We start from the raw sequence: 20,394 nt of genomic DNA, 5'->3' as shown, positions 1-20,394 counted from the left end.
GGATGTTGACCATCGGTGAGCTGGCGTCGTACGCGGGGGTGACGGTGCGCGCGGTACGGCACTATCACGCCAAGGGCCTGCTGCCGGAGCCCGGACGCGACCACTCCGGCTACCGGAGGTACGACGCCGGTGCCGTGGTCGAGCTGGTCAGGATCAGGACTCTCGCCGAAGCCGGGGTCCCGCTCTCGCGAGTGCGGGAACTGCTCCGGGCCGGGGAGGAGGACTTCGCCGCGGCGGTCACCGACATCGACGAGCGGTTGCGAGCCGAGATCCGGCAGCGGCAGCGGCATCGCGAGCGGATCGCCCGGCTCACCTCCGGGGACGGTCTCGTACTGCCCCCGGAGGTGGTCGAGATCCTCGATCGGCTGCGGGCGCACGGTGTCGACGAGCGGATCGTCGAGGTCGAGCGGGACGGCTGGATCCTGCTGGCGGCGCACTCACCCGAGCGGGTCCCAGAGTGGGCGGCGCGCAAGCGGGAGCAGATCGCCGACCCACCGCTCATCGCTTTCTACCTCACCCTGGGGCAGGCTCTCGACCGGCCGGGCGACGATCCCGAGCTGGTCGAACTCGCCGACGAGCTGGCCAGGTACATCACGCGGATGGCCGACGAGCGGAACGAGGCCGATGTCGGCGATACCGAGGTCGCCCCACCGTTCGCCGAACTGATGGACACCCTGGCCTTCGACACCGCCCCGCCGGCCCGCCGCCTGATCGAGCTGTTGAGAACGCGAGGCTGGACCGGCTGGACGAAGCTCGAACGCATGGCAGTTCACCCCCGCGAGTTCGGCCCCGGATAGCTGTCGCGAACGGCGAAGGTCACTTCGCCGACCAGCGCACGAGCCGCGCCCAGGGCGCTGTGGAGCGTGTCGACGTCGCATTCCGTTCCGCGCCGCCGAAGTTCGATCAGGGAGACAGCACAGGTGAGGGCGCTGTCGACCGCGGCCATCAACGGATCACCGGACACTCTCAGCACGCTCCGTGCCCGTTCGACCGCGTCGAGGGCACGTCCTACCTCGCCGCCGGTCTCGACGAGAATCTCCCGCCGCAAAGCCGATTCATCCTGTCGTACGACCACACCGTCACACTCCCACCAAGGCGATGACTCCGAGTCCCAGCAAGATCACGCCCACGACCGAGTCCAACGATCGCTTGACCCGCGGCCGATTCAGGAACGGGTGGAGGCTCCCAGCCGCGAACGCGAACCCGAACAGCCACAGGGCGCTCACCGTGACATAGATGGCGAAAAGCACGAGCTCGGCGCCGAGGGCCGACGCCGACGAGCCCGGGAGGAACTGCGGAAGAATCGAGAGATAGAACAGGCCGATCTTCGGGTTCAGGCAGTTCATGAGCAGCCCGCGCAGGAAGAAACCCGTGTTCCCCCGCTCTTCCCGTTTCGGCGCGGGAGCAGGCGGCGAGAACGCGGACCGCAGGGCCATGATCCCGAGCCACATCAGGTAGGCCGCTCCGATCACGGTGACGACCCGGAAGGCCACACTGCCGTTGGCCAGCAACGCCGACAGCCCCACCACCGAAGCGACACCCCATAGGACGATGCCGAGCAGGACCCCGGCGGCGGTGCGCACCGCCGCCGGGCGTCCGGCGGCGGCACTCGTCTGGAGCAGCAGCGCCTGATCCGGCCCCGGAACGATGACGATGACCGCCGCCGCGGCCGTGAAAGCGAGCAGAGTGAAAAGGGTCAAGCGGTCCCCCACGTCGTTCAGTCGAAAATGTTCACCGAGCCGATTGCCCGGAATCCCGGTAGATCCATTCCAGGATCGCGACCGCGCTGCCGTACTTCATCCGCGCCTGCTCCCAGGCGATCGAACGTTCTCCGTCGAGCACCGATCCCTTGACCTCGTCGCCACGGTGCGCGGGCAGGTCGTGCATGAAAACCGCCTCCGGCCACCGGGCCATGACCTCGTCGTCCACATGGAACGGACGGAAGTCCTCCCGCCAGTCCGCGCTCGGCTTCGCCGTGCCCGTGGTCTGCCAGCGAGTCGTGTAGACGACGTCGGCCGTGATGCCGACCGTATCGAGATCGTGGGTCTCGACGAACCGTGAACCCGACTCCGCGCCCTTCTCGCGCAACGAATCGAGCAGCGCGGCGTCGAGCCCGTATCCCTTCGGGGTGGCGAAAACCACCGTGACATCGCGATAGGTGCTCAAGATCTTGCCCAACGCCACGGCGGTGTTGTTCCCCTCGCCGACGTACAACACCGACAAGCCGTCCACCCGGCCGAAGTGCCGGAGCATCGCCGCGGCGTCACAGACACCCTGAGTCGGGTGTTCCTGGGCGGCCATCGCGTTGACGACGGGCAATCCCCCGCTGCGGGCCACCACCCGCATGTCCTCGAGCGGGCCCGCGGTGCGCATCACCAGTCCGTCGAGCATCGCGCCGAACATCCGGCCGGTGTCGTGCAGGGATTCACCGGTGTTGAGCTGGAGATCGCCGGGACCGTATTGGACGATCGAAGCCCCGAGCCGCAGCGCGGCCGTCGAGAAAGCGGTCCGCGTCCGCGTCGAAGTCTTGGCGAAGTAGACACCGAGTACCTTCCCGGACAACCTTTGCTCCAAGGGCTCCGGCTGGTCGAGCACAGCGGCCGACCGTCCGACGATCTCGTGCAGCTCGTCGGTGTCCACGTCATCGAGAGAAAGAAAACCCACCATGCGAAGTACCCCTGTCTTCAGAGCAAGACCAGCGAATTGTCCACGACCCGCGCCGAGCACACCTCGGGGAATTCCATGTCCGCCCGCGCGGTGAGCTCCTTCGCTCGGCGCCAGCCAGGTGAATAGATCGTGTCCTCGTATCGGTCGCCGCCGTCCGGACAGACGACGACCACGTGCTCCGCGCCGAGCCCCTCGCGGATCCACCGCACGGCACCGGCCACGGCGGCTCCCGAGCTGCCGCCGACCCGGACACCCAGTTCGCTCGCGACCCAGTCGCACGCGGCCACCGCTTCGGCGGCGGTCACCTTCACGTTCAGGCAGGCCCGCCCGTCGACGAAGGACGAGCTCCGGCTCGCGCCGATCCCGTTCAGGCAGCGAGTCGCCGGCGGACCACCGAGCGCGACGGATCCCACCTCGTCCACCGCGACGCACCGCCAGGACAGCCTGTTCCGCTCGACGTAGTCCGTGAACCCGCGAACGGTCCCACCGGTCGACACACCGAGGAAGACATCGAGTTCGCCCCGGGGAACGGTGGAGAAGATCTCCGGCGCGGTCCCTTCGGAATGCGCGCGGGGGTTGGCCGGATTCTCGTACTGGTTCGGCCACACGAGCAGATCCTCGACGGCCATCCGGTCACGGATGTAGGCGAGCCGGGAAAGCAGGTAGCCGCCCGTCTCGTCGGGTTCGGTCACTTCCACGATCTTCGCGTCCGCGCTCCGCATCTGCCGCACGAGCTTGCGCGACGTCCGCGGATCGACGACGGCCGTGAATTCCACGCCGCAGATCTGGGCATACCTCGCCAGCGCGACGCCCAGGTTTCCGGACGTCGACTCGATGATCCCTCCGCAGAGCACACCCGACTCGAAGATCGAGGAAAGCAGCGAGTACGCCACTCTGTCCTTGATGGACCCGAATGGATTCTCCTGTTCCAGTTTCAACCAGAGATTCGTCGTCCTGCCGCGATACCTCGTCACGGCGTTCAACGTCGGGGTTCTGCCCGGCACCGGGCCGTGCAGTTCAACGGGCAACGTCATTTCCTCCCCCTCGTACCAGGATCACTGGTCACGTCCGGTTCGTTCGATCTCCATTGCCGACGCCCTTCGCCCAGATATGGCTGCCGTCGCAGAACGGCTTCTGCAGTGAACGTCCGCACCGGCAGAGCGCGATGGTCTTGCGCTGCGGATCTATCGGTTCGTCGGTCTGGCTGCGCAGGTCGTAGTCCCCGCGGATGATGACCGGGCCGTCCTGGCACACCACGACGGTGGCCGGCGCGGGCCGCCGCCCTCCCTGCCCGTCCATCAGCCGGCGGCCACGGAGGCCGCGCCGCGGAGAGAGGACTCACCGCGTTCCCAGGACGAAAGCATGTGTTCGTTGGCCCGCGCGCCCAGCTCGGCCGTCACGACGGCACCGAAGACCATGTCGGACACCTCGCGCGGATTGTCCCGTACGAAACGGCCGCACATGTCGTAGGCGGCGAGCTGCTCGTGGACGGCGTCGGCCACGATGTGCTCCTGGAAGAACAGCCACGAATCGTCCGAGCCGTTCAGCCGCTGCAGCCCGTTCCGGAAATTGCGATTCACGTAGTGCGAGCCGATTTCCGTCATCGCGAGATTTCCGAGCATCGCACCCCGGTGCCGACCGTAGGTCCCGAAATACGATATCACGTTCACCGTCGTCAGCGAACAAGCCGGGACGTCCTCGAAGTACGAGCCGAATTCGGTGAGCATTCCGAGCTCGTTCAGCGTCAGCTCGAACAATTGGGAATGCAGGCGGCCGGGGATCCCGCCCCCGTACTCGTCGGCCTGGATCTCCACCAGTGCCGGTTTGCCGCCGCCGCGGACGCGCGGGATGACGAGGCTGTGGTGGTCCGCTTCCATGAGACTGTAGACGGAGCGGTGCATGAGGAACTCTTGGAACTGCTCCATCGTCGCGTCCTGCTTGAGGTAGCGCGAAAGAGAACGGCCAGGGCTCGGCTTCCCGAGGTCCATCAGAAACTCGGGAAGCTTCTCCACGTCCACCACCGGGAGCTGTCCCGCGGTTTCCCTGAGTTCGCGGGCGAAGCGGACTTCCAGCCGCTTCCGCAACCCGATCAGGGAGGTCTCCCATTCCCAGTGTTGCGCCGTTTCGCCGAACAGGCAGTACTGGAGCCCGTAACACAGGAACAGACTCAGCTGCAGATCCTCGTCGGAGAGGGATTCGATCTCGCTCGCCGAAATCGCCTCCAGAGCCGATTCGTCCTCCGCCTCCGGCGGGTGATGGAAGGCACGGATGAGGATTTCGCTCACCGGGCCACGTTGGTTGGGCAACCGCACCTGAACTCCCCTGTGAAATCGATGACGGTGAAGGTTCCGACGGGCCACGACGGCCCGGTCAGACGAGCTCCAGGACCTGGCCGATACTCGCGCTGCTCGCCCGGCGCAGTACCGCACCGAACAGCGCGACATCGAGAATGCCGAGCCCGAAAGGATTCACGACGACGTAGCCGGTGTCCGGCCGCTCCGAGAGCATGTCGCCGGAGAGCAGTTCGCCGATCGTCGCGGTGATCGAGGGCCGGTCCGCCTGCGCCTTCGCGGCGATCCTTCCCTCGTTGATCAGCCGCCCCAGCGGCCGCCGCGGATTCTCGACGATCAGCTGAACGTCGTCGACGACGAGGGCGGAGGCGCCGGCGAGGACCTCGTCGGTCAGGTCGCCGAGCGAGACGTTGAGCAGAAGCGATCCGGGACGCACCCAGTCCGGCCGCACATACCCCTCGGAGACGGTGGTCAGGAACAGCGCCATTTCCGCGTCGGCCATCGCCTCGGCGGGGGTGGCCGCGACGGAGAACGAAACTCCCGGGTGCCGGGAAACGAGTTCACCGGCGAGGTTTTCGGCCACCGGCCGTCGCACGTCGCACAAGGTGATCCGCCTCAGCTCCGGGCATCTCGCGAGCAGCAGGGCGAGATGCACCCGCGCCTGCGTTCCGCACCCCACGACGGCCAGCGAGCGAGCCGACCCGTACCCGGTGGCTTCGACGGCGATCGCGGTCACGGCGGCCGTCCGCACGGCGCTGAGCACGCCGACCTCCATCACCGCGGTGACCCGCGCCGTCCGCGGATCGAAGCAGAGCCCGAGGCCACCGGCCCGTTCCAGGCCGAACTCCGGATTCGACACACTGGCGTTGATGATCTTCATGCCGTAGGCGGCTTCGCCGCCCTGTTCGAGCACCGCGCCCGGCATGCCGATCGAGCGGCTGTAGGCGCCGTGCTGATTGGTCCAGGACAGGTACGCCTCACTCGGCAGGATCGTCCGGCCGTGGTGATGACTCACCAGCGCGTCCTTGACCGCGGCCACGACGTCGATCCGTGCCAGGCATTCCACGACCTCGGCCCGGCCCAGGAACCGCACCGACTCCGGAACGGGCCTGGCGAGTACGTCCGCGAGCCACCGGTTCTCCATCTTTCCTCCCGTCGGGACGATCACGAGTTCCACTGCTCCCGGTACCACTGGGCGAGGCTCAAGGCGGTTTCCAGCGGGTTGCGCCGGAGCTGGGTGTCGAAGTGGCCCTCGGGCCTGCTCAACAACTCGCGGAGGGCTCCCGCGTCGACGATGTCCAGCGCCGGTGACCGGTTTTCCGCGAGCAGGGTGCCCACCCGCCGTCGCAGATCCCGTTCGTACCGGGTGTCCGCGGTGGTGGGATACGGGCTCTTTTTCCGGTTCAGGACCGAGTCGGGCAGCAGTCCCGCCGACGCGCCACGGAGCACACTCTTTTCCCTGCCGTCGTAGGTCTTGATCTTCCACGGGATGTTGTGCACGTACTCGACCAGCCGGTGGTCGCAGAAGGGCACCCGCACCTCGAGACCGGCGGCCATGCTGAGCCGGTCCTTGCGGTCCAGCAGGACAGGCAACCAGCGCGTGAGGTGCAGATGACCGAACTCGCGCATCCGCCGATCCTGCGCGTCCTCTCCCGGCAGGTACTCGACTTCGCCGATCGCCTCCCGGTAGCGATCGGCCCGGTACTCCCCGAACCTCGTGTGCTCGCGGAACTCGGCGGTCAGCATCCGCTCCGGGACGAACTGCATGGTGCTGAGCCAGGGAAAGTCCGCCGTACCGACCACGCGCGGATCGTGGAACCAGTTGTAGCCGCCGAACACCTCGTCCGCGGATTCGCCGGACAGCGCGACGGTCGACTGTTCGCGGATGGCCGAGAAGAGCAAGTACAGCGAAGTGTCGACGTCGCCGAAGGTGAGCGGAAGGTCGTGCGCGCCGAGGACGGCGTCGCGATTTCCGTCCTCGGTAAGGGCTTCGTCCGCCAGTTCGATGGTCCGGTGTGCCGTACCGAGATGGTCGACGACCTGGAGCGCGTACGGATTGTCCCGTTCCGGCCGGAATTCACTGGCCCGGAAGTGGTCCGCGCTGCCGACGAAGTCCACGGAGAACGAACGGACCGGCCCCTCCCCCGCTTTGCCGAGGACGTCGGTGGCGATGGCCGTCAGCGCACTCGAGTCCAGGCCACCGGACAGCAGGGTGCACAGTGGTACGTCGGTGATCAGCTGCCCCCGCACGATGTCGAAGAGCAGTTCTCGAACGTGGGCGACCGTGTCCACGATGTCGTCTTCGTGCGGAATGGTCGGCAATGCCCAGTAGCGGGTCAAGCGGCTGCCGTTGCCGTCGACGGTGAGGACATGACCCGGCGGCACCTCGTACAGGTCGCGGAACGGGGTCACGCCGGGAGTCTTGACCAGCCCCAGCAGATCGGCGAGCCCCTGGTGGTCGAGCCGGGCGGTGAACTCCGGGTGGGCGAGCACCGCCTTCGGCTCGGACGCGAACAGCACCGCGTCGCCGGTCCGGGCGTAGTACAGGGGTTTGATGCCCAGCCGGTCCCGGACGAGGAGGAGCCTCCGTGCACGGGGGTCCCACAACGCGAAGGCGAACATCCCGGTGAGCCGTTCGACGAAGCTCTCGCCCCACTCCAAATAGGCGTTGAGCACGACTTCGGTGTCGCCATGGGTTCGAAAGACGTGCCCGCGCGCCGCCAGTTCCGACCGCAACTCACGGAAGTTGTAGACCTCTCCGCTGTAGCAGAGCACGGCGTGGGGCTGCTCGGCCGAGCCCGCGATCATCGGCTGGACGCCCCTGCGCACGTCGAGAACGGCCAGCCTGCGGTGGCCGAGTCCCACATGCTCGTCCGCCCACAGCCCTTCGTCGTCCGGGCCGCGGCGGACAAGCGTACGGGTCATGCGTTCGAGATCCGCTTCCTTCCACTCGGTGGGACGGCTGAGATCGATCCAGCCGGCGATTCCGCACATGACGCTCCCTGTCTTAGAGGCATGCTGGGTCTGTTCGATTCGCCTGTACGCAGCCACGATGAGTCGTTCACCTTCGCGACACGTCTTATTGGCTCGGCGCGACCGGGCGAACGAAAGTGGGTGTTTCACCGACCAGGGCGGCGATATAGTGCAGACGAGCGCACGCCGACGACTGCCGGTAATTCATCTGGCGAGGACTGTACTCAGCGCCCAACAGGGCCCGTACCGCCACCAGAGTGACGTCGGCGGTGATTGGGACAACCGGCGATGACTCGCCGGACAACTTGCGACAGTTCGGTGTTTAGTGCTAAACTCGACCGGCGATTGAATCGCCATGGGGACACGAGCGGATCATCGATTGAGCTTTATTTCCTGGGGAGGAATTGTCCTTGATCATCAACAGCAGCGATCGCTTGCGGCTGATGGAGCAGGCAGGGAACGAGATCCGCGAGCAGCAGCGGAGCCTGCCGGAAAAAGACTTCTACCTGCGAAAACTCGCCGAAACCTGGCGGCGGGCAGGACAGACCGAAGCCTACGCCGGCCTGCCGGCGTACTCCTTCACCAGGTTCGAAGAACTCGGCACGACCAGCAAGCGTCACCTCAAGGAAAACCCGCATGAATTCCTTGCGGCCTCGGTCGACGCGGCGGCGAAGTATTATGAAACGACCGGCACCACCGGGCTGCCGACGCCGACGCCGAGACTGGCGGAGGACATAATCTGGAACACCGTTTCGGTGGCGGAAGCATGGCGAGATCTGTTGCCGGAAAATGAACGTGTATTGATTATGCTGCCCTCGGACATCGTGCCGGTGGCGGACCTTATCGTCGGTGTCTGCGAGTACCTCGGGCGGCCGCACACCCGGGCCTATCCCTTCGCGACCGGGATCTCCGACTGGGACCGGCTGATCGGACTGTGCCGGTCGTTCCGGCCGACCACCGTTTTCGCCGCGCCCGGAGTGGCACTGCAGTTCAGCAGGCTGGTCAAACAACGCGGGCTATTGGCGGAACTGAGCGCCGACGTGCACCGGATGATGCTGCTCGGCGAGGTCAGCACCGCGCCGTTCCGGACCCGTCTCGGCCGGTGGTGGGACGCCTCCGTACTCGACGCGAGCTACGGCAGCACGGAGACCGGCACCCTCGCCGCCGGCTGTACCCGGGATCGCTTGCATCTGCTGACCGCGACCAACTACTTCGAACTCGCCGACGACGACGGAACGGTCCGCCCCCTGCCGGAAAGCGGCACCGGGCGACTCGTGGTCACCCCGCTCAATCTTCATGCCCGATGCGTGTTGCGGCTGGACACCGGGGACGACGTGCGGATGGGCGTCCGCTGCGGCTGCGGTGACGAGGCCCCGGTGATCGAAGTCGTCGGGCGCGGTTCGGACGCCGTGGCCGTACGCGGCGCGAAACTCACCGTGCGCGCGGTCGAAGAGGTGGTCTACGGCGAGACCGAGGCGACCGGCTACCTGATGGAGACCGACGCGCCGGGGGCGTTCGCCCGGTTGATCCTGGAACGGGACGTGCACTGGGACCGGGCGGGGGAAGCGACGATGGCCGACCGGCTCCAGCACTCTTCCCGCGAGGTGCTTGGCCTGGAATGGGACGAAGTGCTCTTCGTCAACCAGCTGCCCGCCAGTACCAAGAGCGGGGCGTCGCAGAAGAGCTGGAAACGGTCGAACTTCCGGGTAGTGGGGGCGCGCGGATGACCGTGCGCCTCGCTCCCCACGCACCGATCGGGAGCGCCGTCACCACCGGTGAAGCGGATCTGTGGTGTACCTACGCCGCCGTCCGCACGGCTTCGTGGCTGGATCGGACCGCCGACCTGCCCGGCCGCGCCGCCACGCTGGACTATCTTGGCAGCCGCCGCAACACCGACGGCGGTTACGCCTGGAGCAAGGGCATGGCGTCCGACGCGTGGGCGACGTTCTACTGCACCCAGGCGATGGCCGAGCTCGGTGCCGAGATCCCCAAGCTGGGCACGACACGCGACTGGCTGCGCCGGACCTGGTCCGGTGCCGCGTACGCCATGCTGCCCGGCCAGGCCCCCGATGTCTGGGCCACGCATTTTTCGGTGCGCACCATGGTGGAAGTGTGCCGGGAGGCGCCGCCGGACCCGGATCGGCTGGTGAGCTGGCTGCGAGCGCTGCAGGCGCCGGACGGCGGTCTCGGCTGGTCGCCCGAGCACGCCGGAACGATGGCATCCGACGTCCGAGCCTGCTTCTACGGCGTGATGTCCTGGCGGGCTTTACGGGCCGTGGAACCGGATGTGCCCTTTCCCTGGGACCGTCCCGCGCTGGTGCGCTGGCTGAGGGAACAGCAACAGGCCGAGGGCGGATTCCGGTTCGGCCCGTCGGCGGACACCCCGTGCCTGTGGGCCACCTACCGGGCGACGGCCGCGCTCGAAACGCTGGGCGCGGCCCCGGCCGAGCGGCAACGCTGTCTCGACTGGATCCTCGACCGCCGGTCGTCCGACGGCGCGTTCGTCCGATGGGCCGGTTACGACGTCGCCGACGTCTGGGCCTCCTTCTGCGCGATCGGCTCGCTGCGGGCCCTGGGCGCGGACACCGGCCCGCACGCCGGCCCGGTACTCCACCGGCTGCGCGAGCTGGCCTGCCCCTCCGGTGGGTTCACCTATCGCGAACCGGAACACGCCGGGGACGCGTTGAGCACCGCGGCCACCGCCTTGCTGTCGCCGGGTGAAGACCCGCGACAGCACGAGTGGCGTACCTGGCTGGCCGGCTGCCGTCTGCCGAACGAGGGCGGGGTCATGTACATGCCCGCCCGCGGCAGCGAAGTGCGATGCACGCTGTGGGCGATCGCGGCGGGCGCGGCCGAGGCCGATCCCGCCGCGCCGCGCGAGATCGCGGACTGGCTGGCGACGCTGCAGAACCCGGACGGTGGTTTCGGCTACTGGGAAGGCCGGGGATCGGATCTGGTCTCCACCGCGGCGGCGGTGGAGACCTTGCGGCTGCTCGGGATCCCGGTCGCCGAAGTGCTGTCCGCCGAGCGGCTGGCGGAGTTCGTCCTCGGCTGCCGTGACGAACACGGGTATCGGCACGTGCCGGGCGCGCTTCCCACGCTCCGGGCCGGGTTGCAGGCGTCGCGGGTCCTGGAACAACTGGGCCGGACCACGCCCGGCGAACTGGCCGACCTGCTCGACCGGCACCGGGTGCGCAGCGGCGGATTCGCCAACGAGGGTTCGCGGATGCCGGATCTGCTGAGCACCTACGAAGCGGTGGTGACCGCGGACCGGCAGCGGGTTCCCGTGGATTTCGCCCGGCTGAACGTCTTCCTGGACCGGCTCACCAGGCCGGACGGGACCGGGTGGACGCCGCTCGCTCCGGCCGGTGGCGGAGTGCTCGCCGACTGTCTCGGCGCGCTGCTTCGCGAACGGAGCACCGGGCGGCGGGCGGACCTTCCCGCGCTCACCCTGTCCTGAGGGAAATCCTTCCATCCTGGGGAAATCATGCCCACCATCACCATTCGCACGACGGCGCTGTCCACTGTGGAACGCCGGGCCATCGCCGTCCGGCTGACCCGATGGTTCGCCGAACACGACAGCGACCGCAGGCACGTGGTCGTGCGGTTCGAACGGACCGAGGAGGGCACGGTGTTCGTCGGCGGCCTGCCGATCGAAGCCCTTCCGCACGAAGACGAAGGTTTGCACCACGCGAGTGTCGTCTGCTGCGTGTCCGTCGGACGCGACGAAGCCTTCTACGAGGAACTGGCCGCCGTACTCGCCGACTCGCTCGGCATGACCACCGGAACTCCGTTCTTCTACCTGGAATTCCGGCCCACACCCAAGGAATCCGTGTACTTCGGCGCCGAGGGACGACTCCGTCGCGCGGACGCCACACTGAGGGGAAACCGATGACCTTATCCTCCGTGCCCACCCTCGAAACCCTGCAGACCCGGACGAGGGCCGTACTGGCCGCTTTGTTCGGCCCGGAGATCAACGACCTTCCCGCCGACGCGCCGCTCCCGGAAACACTCGGCGACCGCTACGACAGCCTCGGCGCGATGGAATGCGTCACCGCGATGGAAAAGGAATTCGACATCGAGGTCGACTTCGTCGAACACGATGTCCGCTACACCTTCGCGCAACTGGACCGCATCGCCGAATTCGTCCACTCCCAGCTGGAAGACCAGGCCGTGTTCGGAGGGCCTCGATGACCTCGACGGAAATCGAGTTCCGCACCTCCGGGCACACGGGTTCACCAGCCGTGTGGCTGCGCACCCCCGGCCAGCTCCGGGCCGAGGCGGAGCTCATCGCGGACGAACTCGTCGGCGAGATCGAGCAGATCGTCAGCTTCGCGCCGGTAGAGCATCTGTTCGGCCGGTTGTTCGCGCAGGTCCTGCCGGAGATCCGCGGCGTTCCCGTGCATCACCTCACCCACGCGCCCACCGGATTGCCACCGGAGGTGGAGAAGAAGCGGACGCTGTTCGTCTGCCTGCCGTCGAGCTGGCTGGTGCTGCGTCATCTGCTCGGCCAGCTCGAGGCGCTGCCCTCGGCGGTCGCCCTACACGGGACCGGGCCGACGGTGCAGGCCACCGGCGAGGTGGTGTCCGCGTTGTCCGGCACCGGTTTCCGCGCGGTCGAGCTGTTCGGGTCGACCGAAACCGGTGGGATCGCGTACCGGGACATCGCGCCCTCGGGCGCCGAGGCGGGGCGCTGGCAGCTCCTGCCCGACGTCGAGTTCGCCGATCCCGGTGAGAGTCCCGGACAGTGGCTCCACATCCGGAGCCCGCGGCTGGCCCGCCGCAGCGACATGACGGTCCGGCCGGAAACGTGGCGGCTGCCCGACGTGATCCACCGTGACGAGCGCTCGTTCGAGTTCCACGGACGGGCCTCGGCGCTGATCAAGGTGAACGGGGAGCGGGTGAACCTGGAAGAACTCGCGACCGCGCTGCGGAACTCGGTCGACGGCCTGGACGTCGCCTGCCTGCCTGTGCACGATCCCGTCCGCGCCGAGCATTACGAACTGTTCTACAGCCTCGATCGGGAGCTCTCCCGCCGTCAGCTCGTCGAGCGGCTGCGGACGGTCATGCACGACGTCACCCCACCGCGCGCGATGCACCAGGTCCGGCGCATCCCCCGGACCGCGACCGGGAAGATCGCGGTCACCGCCTTGTACGCGCTCACGCAGCAAGAACCCGTGGCGGCGCTGGAAGGGGCGAGCCGATGAGCGCGGCGTCCCGGCCGCTCCCGTCCGATCCCGCCTCGTCGCTGAACGGCTACGCGGAGAACGCCGGTATCACCTACCCGGACGACCGGCCGGAGCTGCCCGATCTGCTGGAGCTGCCCCTCGCCGAACGATGTGAGCTGCATGACCGGGGCGAGTGGGACGACCGGAAATGGACGGAGCAGAACGAAACCTGGTACTCCGTGGCCGACGCCCGATACCGGGCCGTCACCACGAGGCGGACGCCGAGCGCGGGTACGCCGCTGATCCGCGTCGGCGTCAAGGACACCATCGACGTCGCCGGCCTGCCCACTTCGCTGGGGCTGCGCCACTACCGGCACCATCCGGCCGCGACGGCACGGGCGCTCTCCCGGCTCGCCGGTGTCGAGGATCTGGTGATCGGCAAGGTCGTGAGCACCGAACTGAACATCGGCGTCGGATCCGGCTGCGTGAACCCCTGGTTCCCGCATATCGACCCCGCCGGTTCGAGTACCGGCGCGGGTGTCTCCGTCGCCGCCCATCTGTGTGATCTCGCGATGGGCACGGACGTCCTCGGATCGGTGCGGTGGCCCGCCGGGCACTGCGGCACCGTCGGCTTGCGCATGACCCACGATCCTGGGCTGCTGCACGGCATCTTCCCGTTGTCACCGCCGATGGACGCGGTCGGCTGGGTGGCGCGCACGGCCGAAGACCTCGCGTTCCTGTGGCAGCGCCTGGGTATGGGCTCCCTGCTCGGCTCGGCCGGGCAGCCGACGCCCGCCCGGTACCGCATCGGCGTGCCCGCCAACGTGCGAGACGGCTCATGCGCCCCGGAGATGCTGGAAACCCTCGATCTGGTCGGCGCCGCGCTGGCCGACGACGGCCACGACCTGGCCGACCTGCGGGTGGACGACGAACTCTGGCAGCGCCGGGGCGACGCCTGGCAGCTGTGTGCGCGGCAGGCGTGGGACGGCTACCGGGAGTGGCGGCACTGGATCACCGTGCCGGTGCACGAAAGCACCGAGCAGGCGCTGGAAGTCGGCGCACGGGTGTCCGACGGCCAGTACACGGAGATCCTCGACGCGATGCACTCCTGCCGTCAGCGGAACGCCGCCCGCTTCGGTGAGCACACGCACGCCTGGCTGCTGCCGCTGGATCCCTCTCCCCCGCCCGATCTGCGGACCGGCCGTCCCGTGGCCACCACCATTCCCGCCCCTGGCGAAGCCGATTACGACCGGCGGATCGGGTACACCCCGATCGCCAGTTTCGCCGGATTGCCCGCCGTCGCCGTGCCCGCCCGGCTCAGCCGGGTGAACCGCGCGCCGCTCGGGGTGCAGATCGTCGGCCCGCCCGGCAGCGAAGAACGGCTGATCGAGCTCGCCCGGCGGGTACAGCGGCGCCTGAAACCGCCCGGACTTCGCCCCGCGTGATCACCACCCACCACATCAGGAGACCGTGATGCTCCCCCACGCAGTGCTGGAAATCGCCGCCGCCCACCAACCCGACTGGTCCGCGCCGGAGGAGCTGGCCGCCGTGCGGACCGCATTGCGCGCCAGGCCGCCGCTCGTCGACGCGCATTCGTGTTACGCGCTGGCAGGCGAACTCGAGTTCGTCGCCCGCGGGGAAGCCGTGGTGATCCAGGCCGGGGACTGTGCCGAGCTGTTCTCCGACTCGGCGCGGCACCGGGTCCAGGCCAAGGCTTCCCTGCTGCACCACCTCTGCGAAACCGCCGAATCCGCCGGAGTGCCGACCGTCCGGATCGGCCGGTTCGCCGGACAGTTCGCCAAACCCCGTTCCTGCGCCACGGAAATCCTGCCGGACGGCACGGAAATCCCGGTCTACCGCGGCGACGCGGTGAACGGCGTGAGTCCCACCGCCGCGGCGAGGCGAGCCGATCCGGCGCGCATGCTGACCGCCTACGACCTCGCGGCGAAGGGCCTGGACGCGTTGTTCATGCGGCAGCTGCTGCTTTCCGAAGGCGGTAGCGGAATCAGCTCGATGCTGGCACCGACCTACATCAGCCACGAAGCCCTGCTGCTGGATTTCGAGCACGCGCTGCTCCGGCAGGATCAGGCCCGCGGCGGCATCTACGCCTCGTCTGCCCACATGGTGTGGATCGGTGAACGCACCCGGCAGCTCGACCACGCGCATCTCGCGTTCGCCAAAGGGATCACCAACCCCGTCGGAGTGAAGATCGGCCCGAACGCGACCCCGGAGGAACTGATCGCGATCGTCGACCGGCTGACCACCGGGCATCGCCGGGGCAGGCTGAGCCTCATCATCCGCATGGGCGCGGAGAAGATCGCGGGCAGGCTCCCCGCGCTGGTGGCCGCGCTCGGCACGGCGGCCGGGCAAGTGACCTGGCTCTGCGATCCCATGCACGGCAACACCAGGAAGACGGCGGCCGGGCAGAAGACCCGGGTGGTGACCGAGATCCAGGCCGAGGTCGGGCACTTCTGCCGGATCTTGCGAGAGCACGGGGTCCACCCCGGCGGGCTCCACCTCGAAGTGAGCCCCGATCCGGTGACCGAATGCGTGGACACGGCGGCCGAGCTGACCGGCACGCTGGAGCTGGACAGGTACGAGTCGGCCTGCGATCCCCGCCTGAACCCGGTTCAGGCGCAGCAGGTCGTCCGGCATTTCACCCGGTTGCTCTGAATCCCCTGCGTGGCGGGTTCAGAGCGCCGTACCGACATCGCCGACGTGGGAGACGCCGTGATCGTCGCAGCGGCTCTGGACCTCGGCGAGCAGCACCCGCAACAGTGAGGCGAGCTGGGCCCGCTGCTCTTCGCTCAGCCCGGAGACCAGTTCGAGTTCCCGCTCCAGCACCCGATCGACGGTCTGCTCCACCAGTGCGTGCCCGGCCGGGGTCAGTGTCACGTACACACTCCGGCCGGGCGGTTCGGTGTGCCGCTCGACCAGTCCCTCGCGTTCCGCGCGGGCCACCCGCTGCGAGATCGCTCCCGCCGTGACCAGGGTCAACCTCGCCAGCTCCCTGGTCGTCAGCGAGTACGGCGGGGAACTGCGCCGGAGCACGCTCAGCAGGTCCAGGGTGGCCGAATCGACATCGGAGTCGAGAAGGACGCGGCGACGGTCCTCGCCGAACAACTTGGCGAGCTGCCACACCCTGGTCACGATGCCGATGGATTCCGTCGACGTTCCGGGCCGCTCGCGCTGCCACGCCGCCTCGATCTCGTCCGCGGCGTCCGGCGTGGGGTCCATTTCGGACGCTGTACTCATCCCAGACCTCCACCGCGGTTGTCGGCTGCTCGGCGCACAGCCTATCATTTAGGCCTAAACGTGAGTTTGGACCGGCGAACACGAAGGAGGCTAGATGACTCGGACAATCCTGGTCACCGGTGGGGGCACCGGCATCGGCAGGGCCGTGGCGGCGCGATTCGCGGCGTCGGACGCCGTCGTGCACATCACCGGACGGCGCAAGGACGTACTGGTCTCGGCTGCGGCCGAGCTGGGCTCGTCGGTCCGGCCGCTCGTCTGCGACAGCACCGATCCCGAACAGGTGACCACCGCGCTCGCCGAACTGGACGGGCCGATCGACGTACTGGTCAACAACGCGGGCGGCAACACCGATTTCGATCTCCCCGACCAGGAGGGACTCGCCGGAGTCCTCGCGCACTGGCGGGCCAATCTGGATGCCAACCTGATCAGCGCGGTGCTGACCACCACCGCGGTGGAGAGCAGGCTGGCCGAAGGCGGGGCGGTGATCCACATCGGGTCCATCGCCGCCGACCAGGGCGCCGGATCCTACGGCGCGGCCAAGGCAGGGCTGGCGTCGTGGAACGTCGACCTCGCCCGGCGGCTCGGCGCCCGCGGGATCACCACGAACGTGGTCGCGCCCGGCTACATCCGGGAGACCGAGTTCTTCCGGGACAAGCTCCCCGCCGAACGGGCCGGGCAACTGGTCGACGCGACCTGCACCGGCCGTGCCGGGGTTCCCGTCGACATCGCCGAAACGGTGTACTTCCTCGCTTCCGCCGGCGCCCGGCACATCACCGGGCAGACCCTCGGGGTCAACGGCGGCGCGCACACGACCAGGTAAGGACGAGAATGGTTGCCGTCGCGGACACCTCCCCCTCCACCGTGCCGAGTCCTCGTGACTGGGCCGGGATCGGGGTGGTCCTGCTGGCCACGTTCATGGGCCAGATCGACATGTTCATCGTGAACGTGGCCAGCCCGCCGATCCAAGCGGATCTGGGCGCCAGTTTCGGCCAGATCCAATTCGTCATCGACGGCTACGTGATCGCCTACGCGGCCGGCATGGTGACCGGCGGGAAGCTCGGCGACCGCTTCGGCCGCAAGAAGGTCTTCCAGTACGGCGTCGCGGCGTTCACCGTCGCCTCGGTGCTGTGCGCGGTGTGCCCCACGGCGAATCTCCTGATCGTGGCGCGGGTCCTGCAGGGCGCGGCGGCGGCCGTCCTGATGCCCCAGGTGCTGTCGATCATCCAGGGCACCTTCGCCCGGCGAGAGGACCGGCAGCGGGCGATCGGCGCCTACGGGTCGGTGATCGGGCTCGGGGTCGTCGCCGGGCTGATCGGCGGCGGCCTGCTCCTGAACGTGGACGTCGCCGGGCTGGAATGGCGGACGATCTTCCTGATCAACGTGCCGATCGGGTTGCTCATCCTGCTGGCCGCGCCGTCGACGGTCCGGGAGAGTCGAAGCGAGGTCGCCGCGCCGCTGGACATGGTGGGGACGGTGCTCACCGCGTCCGTGCTGCCGATCCTGCTGATCCCGTTGTCGCTCGGCCCGGAACACGGCTGGCCGCCGTGGATCTGGCTCTGCTTCGCCGCCGCCGCGCTGCTGACGTTCTGCCTGTTCCGCTACGAGAACAGGCTGGCCGCGCGCGGCGGGGATCCGCTGCTGCCGGCTCGTGTCCTTCGCGGGCGCGGGTTTCCGGCCAGCATGGCGACGGTGACGGTGTTCTTCGCCGGCAACGCGGGCTACTTCCTGGTCCTGACGTACTACCTCCAGTCCGCGCTGCACCTGGACCCGCTGGCCACCGGCGTGGTGTTCGTGCCGCTGGGCGTCGGGTTCGCGGTGGCGTCGGTGGCCGGACGCCGGCTGGCCGAGCGCTACGGAACCCGGGTGCTGATCACCGGCGCGCTCCTGATGACCGCGAGCTTCCTGCCGATGCCGTTCATCGTGCAGACCGGCGCCGGCACCCAGGCGATCGCGCTCGCGGTCACCATCGGGCTGTCCGGGATCGGGCAGGGACTGGTGGTCTCACCGCTGGTCGGCATCGCCATGGCCCAGGTGCCCGCCGATCTGACCGGGGCGGGTTCGGGCGTGCTGAACACCGTCACCCAGGCCGCGATGGCCGTCGGGATCGCGGGTATCGGCACGGTCTACCGCGCCGCGCTGGGGCGCAATCCGCAGGACACGGCGTCGATCCCCGCGGCCGAGTTCGGCGACGCGTTCGTCGTGACCTGCGCGGTGCTGGCGATGCTCGCCGTGGCGACAGCGGTGCTGAGCTGGGTGCTCGGCCGTTCGAGGACGGCGGCCGAGCTGTGACGGAGGGAGCGCGACAGGTGGTCGAACTCGACGGCGAAAGCCTGGACCTGGCCGGTGTCCGCCTGATCGCCGAGGGCGGAGCGCCGTGCGCGGTGCCGCCGTCCGCGCTGGCCACCGTCGAGGAGAACCGGAAGTCGTTCGAGAAGCTGGTGAACCAGGGCGTTCCCGTCTACGGCGTCACCACCGGATACGGCGAACTGGTGCACCATCCGGTCGGGGCGGGCGACGAGGTCGCGTTGCAGACGAACCTCGTCCGCAGCCACAGCACCGGCGTCGGACCACTGTTCGCCAGGGACGAGGTCCGGGCGATGCTCGCGGCCAGGCTCAACGCGCTCGCCAAGGGCTACTCGGCCGTGCGCCCGGCCGTCCTCGAACGGCTGGTGTCCTACCTGAACCTGGACATCATCCCGGCCGTGCCGGAGATCGGGTCGCTGGGAGCCAGCGGGGACCTCGCGCCGCTCTCGCATATCGCCTGCACCTTGATCGGCGAGGGCCATGTCCTCGAAGACGGCGTACGGACACCGGCAGGCCCCGTCCTCCAGCGGCACGGGCTCGTGCCGCTGGAATTGCGGGCCAAGGAAGGTCTCGCGCTGATCAACGGCACGTCGGCGATGACCGGGCTCGGCGCCTTGGTGGTCGGGCGCGCGCTGGACCAGGTTCGGCAGGCCGAGATCATCGCCGCGCTGGTCGTGGAGGTGCTGCGCGGCTCGACGAGCCCGTTCCTCACCGACGGGCACGAACGAGCCCGGCCTCACCGCGGTCAGATCGACACCGCGGCGAACCTGCGCCTGCTGCTGCGGGGCAGCGGGCTCGCGGTCGGCCACGCCGAACTGGCACGGCAGGCCCGCCGCGGTGACGGCGAGGTCTACCTGCAGAAGGCGTACACCCTGCGGGCGATTCCGCAGGTGCTCGGCGCCGTCCGCGACACCCTCCGGCATGCCGGAACCACCCTCGAAGTCGAACTCAATTCCGCCAACGACAATCCCCTCTTCTTCGGCGAATCCGGCGAAGAAGAGATCTTCCACGGCGCGAATTTCCACGGCCAGCCGGTCGCTTTCGTGCTGGACTACTGCACCATCGCGCTCACCCAGCTCGGCGTGTTCTCCGAACGCCGGACCCATCGGCTGCTCAACCGGCATCTCAACGACGGGCTGCCCGAGTTCCTCATCACCGCCGATCCCGGTCTGCACAGCGGGCTCGCCGGAGCGCAGTATCCGGCGAGCGCGCTGGTCGCCGAGAACCGCACGATCGGCCCGGCGAGCGCCCAGAGCGTGCCCGCCAACGCCGACAACCAGGACGTGGTCAGCATGGGCCTGATCGCGGCGAGGAACGCCCGCCGGGTGCTGGCGAACAACAACTGGATCCTGGCGGTGGAACTGCTCGCGGCCGCGCAGGCCGTCGACGTGTCGGGCCGGTACTCGCGCCTCGGGCCGCTCGGCCGGATCACCCACGATCAGGTCAGGGCGACGGTCCCGGCGCTGGACCGGGACCGCTGCCTGAGCGACGAGATCGGAGCGCTGGCCGCCGCGCTCTCGCGCGGGGACTTCCTCGACGCGGTCGTCCGTCACGGAGCCACGCCTCGGTGACGGTGGCTCTCTTTGCGGAAGAGGTTCGCGGGCAGGACCGATGACCAGCCGAAGGCGCCGGCCGCACCCTGACTGTCCACAAAGGACACTTTCCGCAGGTTATTGTACGATTGATGAATTTATGTACGGTTTCACGAGGGGGTCGTGAGTGGCAGGTGTCGTTTC

20 protein-coding genes are annotated in these 20,394 nt (G+C 68.6%); 11 read left to right on the top strand and 9 right to left on the bottom strand.

Annotated features, from left to right (window positions below; genetic code table 11):
* Window positions 1-2: 2 nt before the first annotated feature.
* Window positions 3-797, top strand: coding sequence for a MerR family transcriptional regulator (locus CVV72_RS04865; RefSeq protein ID WP_219151224.1), 795 nt, complete (start codon window positions 3-5; stop codon window positions 795-797).
* Here the strand turns inward: CVV72_RS04865 and CVV72_RS04860 are convergent.
* The 8 genes from CVV72_RS04860 to asnB form a co-directional block, all read right to left on the bottom strand.
* On the bottom strand, window positions 770-1,075 hold the full coding sequence (locus tag CVV72_RS04860) for a hypothetical protein (RefSeq protein WP_219151223.1): 306 nt from the start codon (window positions 1,073-1,075) through the stop codon (window positions 770-772). The two genes, CVV72_RS04865 and CVV72_RS04860, sit on opposite strands and share 28 nt — an antisense overlap.
* Before the next feature lie 4 nt (window positions 1,076-1,079).
* Window positions 1,080-1,700, bottom strand: a complete 621-nt coding sequence (locus CVV72_RS04855; RefSeq protein WP_255632526.1) for a LysE family translocator — start codon at window positions 1,698-1,700, stop codon at window positions 1,080-1,082.
* A gap of 31 nt (window positions 1,701-1,731) precedes the next feature.
* Window positions 1,732-2,640 carry an ornithine carbamoyltransferase gene (locus tag CVV72_RS04850; RefSeq protein WP_370641859.1) on the bottom strand — a complete coding sequence of 303 codons (909 nt, stop codon included), beginning with the start codon at window positions 2,638-2,640 and terminating at the stop codon, window positions 1,732-1,734.
* A gap of 44 nt (window positions 2,641-2,684) precedes the next feature.
* The gene (locus CVV72_RS04845) at window positions 2,685-3,701 is read right to left on the bottom strand and encodes a pyridoxal-phosphate dependent enzyme (RefSeq protein WP_219151221.1); all 1,017 of its coding nucleotides are present in this window, start codon (window positions 3,699-3,701) and stop codon (window positions 2,685-2,687) included.
* A gap of 28 nt (window positions 3,702-3,729) precedes the next feature.
* Entirely contained in the window at window positions 3,730-3,966 is a 237-nt protein-coding gene (locus CVV72_RS04840; RefSeq protein ID WP_219151220.1) for a CDGSH iron-sulfur domain-containing protein, read from the bottom strand.
* Entirely contained in the window at window positions 3,966-4,952 is a 987-nt protein-coding gene (locus CVV72_RS04835; protein ID WP_219151219.1) for an iron-containing redox enzyme family protein, read from the bottom strand. The genes CVV72_RS04840 and CVV72_RS04835 overlap by 1 nt, the downstream gene beginning before the upstream one ends.
* Window positions 4,953-5,037: 85 nt before the next feature.
* Window positions 5,038-6,102: an ornithine cyclodeaminase gene (locus tag CVV72_RS04830; RefSeq protein ID WP_219151218.1), complete on the bottom strand. Its 1,065-nt coding sequence runs from the start codon at window positions 6,100-6,102 to the stop codon at window positions 5,038-5,040.
* A gap of 20 nt (window positions 6,103-6,122) precedes the next feature.
* On the bottom strand, window positions 6,123-7,952 hold the full coding sequence (asnB, locus tag CVV72_RS04825) for an asparagine synthase (glutamine-hydrolyzing) (RefSeq protein WP_219151217.1): 1,830 nt from the start codon (window positions 7,950-7,952) through the stop codon (window positions 6,123-6,125).
* Window positions 7,953-8,341: 389 nt separating this feature from the next.
* Here asnB and CVV72_RS04820 point away from each other — a divergent pair, with 389 nt between their 5' ends.
* From CVV72_RS04820 to CVV72_RS04790, 7 genes are read left to right on the top strand one after another with little or no spacing between them, the layout of a single operon-like run.
* Window positions 8,342-9,658 (top strand): phenylacetate--CoA ligase family protein, encoded by a 1,317-nt coding sequence (locus tag CVV72_RS04820; RefSeq protein ID WP_219151216.1) that lies wholly within the window; start codon window positions 8,342-8,344, stop codon window positions 9,656-9,658.
* Window positions 9,655-11,391, top strand: coding sequence for a prenyltransferase/squalene oxidase repeat-containing protein (locus tag CVV72_RS04815; RefSeq protein WP_219151215.1), 1,737 nt, complete (start codon window positions 9,655-9,657; stop codon window positions 11,389-11,391). The genes CVV72_RS04820 and CVV72_RS04815 overlap by 4 nt, the downstream gene beginning before the upstream one ends.
* Window positions 11,392-11,418: 27 nt before the next feature.
* A complete protein-coding gene (locus CVV72_RS04810) occupies window positions 11,419-11,826 on the top strand; it encodes a hypothetical protein (RefSeq protein WP_034314916.1) in 408 nt (135 codons plus the stop codon).
* The gene (locus CVV72_RS04805) at window positions 11,823-12,125 is read left to right on the top strand and encodes an acyl carrier protein (protein WP_219151214.1); all 303 of its coding nucleotides are present in this window, start codon (window positions 11,823-11,825) and stop codon (window positions 12,123-12,125) included. Before CVV72_RS04810 ends, CVV72_RS04805 begins: the two co-directional genes overlap by 4 nt.
* The gene (locus tag CVV72_RS04800; protein ID WP_219151213.1) at window positions 12,122-13,138 is read left to right on the top strand and encodes a class I adenylate-forming enzyme family protein; all 1,017 of its coding nucleotides are present in this window, start codon (window positions 12,122-12,124) and stop codon (window positions 13,136-13,138) included. Before CVV72_RS04805 ends, CVV72_RS04800 begins: the two co-directional genes overlap by 4 nt.
* Window positions 13,135-14,544, top strand: coding sequence for an amidase (locus tag CVV72_RS04795; RefSeq protein ID WP_219151212.1), 1,410 nt, complete (start codon window positions 13,135-13,137; stop codon window positions 14,542-14,544). The genes CVV72_RS04800 and CVV72_RS04795 overlap by 4 nt, the downstream gene beginning before the upstream one ends.
* A gap of 28 nt (window positions 14,545-14,572) precedes the next feature.
* On the top strand, window positions 14,573-15,772 hold the full coding sequence (locus CVV72_RS04790; protein WP_219151211.1) for a 3-deoxy-7-phosphoheptulonate synthase: 1,200 nt from the start codon (window positions 14,573-14,575) through the stop codon (window positions 15,770-15,772).
* An 18-nt stretch (window positions 15,773-15,790) separates the two neighbouring features.
* Here the strand turns inward: CVV72_RS04790 and CVV72_RS04785 are convergent, their stop codons facing one another.
* Window positions 15,791-16,354, bottom strand: a complete 564-nt coding sequence (locus CVV72_RS04785) for a MarR family winged helix-turn-helix transcriptional regulator (RefSeq protein ID WP_034314923.1) — start codon at window positions 16,352-16,354, stop codon at window positions 15,791-15,793.
* Between the two features lie 94 nt (window positions 16,355-16,448).
* Here CVV72_RS04785 and CVV72_RS04780 point away from each other — a divergent pair, with 94 nt between their 5' ends.
* The 3 genes from CVV72_RS04780 to cmdF are packed head-to-tail and all read left to right on the top strand — an operon-like array spanning window position 16,449 to window position 20,229.
* Window positions 16,449-17,174 carry an SDR family NAD(P)-dependent oxidoreductase gene (locus CVV72_RS04780; RefSeq protein WP_219151210.1) on the top strand — a complete coding sequence of 242 codons (726 nt, stop codon included), beginning with the start codon at window positions 16,449-16,451 and terminating at the stop codon, window positions 17,172-17,174.
* Between the two features lie 8 nt (window positions 17,175-17,182).
* The gene (locus tag CVV72_RS04775) at window positions 17,183-18,643 is read left to right on the top strand and encodes an MFS transporter (protein WP_255632522.1); all 1,461 of its coding nucleotides are present in this window, start codon (window positions 17,183-17,185) and stop codon (window positions 18,641-18,643) included.
* A gap of 17 nt (window positions 18,644-18,660) precedes the next feature.
* On the top strand, window positions 18,661-20,229 hold the full coding sequence (gene cmdF / locus CVV72_RS04770) for a tyrosine 2,3-aminomutase (protein ID WP_255632521.1): 1,569 nt from the start codon (window positions 18,661-18,663) through the stop codon (window positions 20,227-20,229).
* Window positions 20,230-20,394 lie beyond the last annotated feature (165 nt).

It is taken from the genome of Amycolatopsis sp. TNS106 (genome assembly GCF_019330265.1).
GTDB lineage: Bacteria > Actinomycetota > Actinomycetes > Mycobacteriales > Pseudonocardiaceae > Amycolatopsis > Amycolatopsis lurida.
This window is presented reverse-complemented; position numbering and strand designations above follow the sequence as displayed.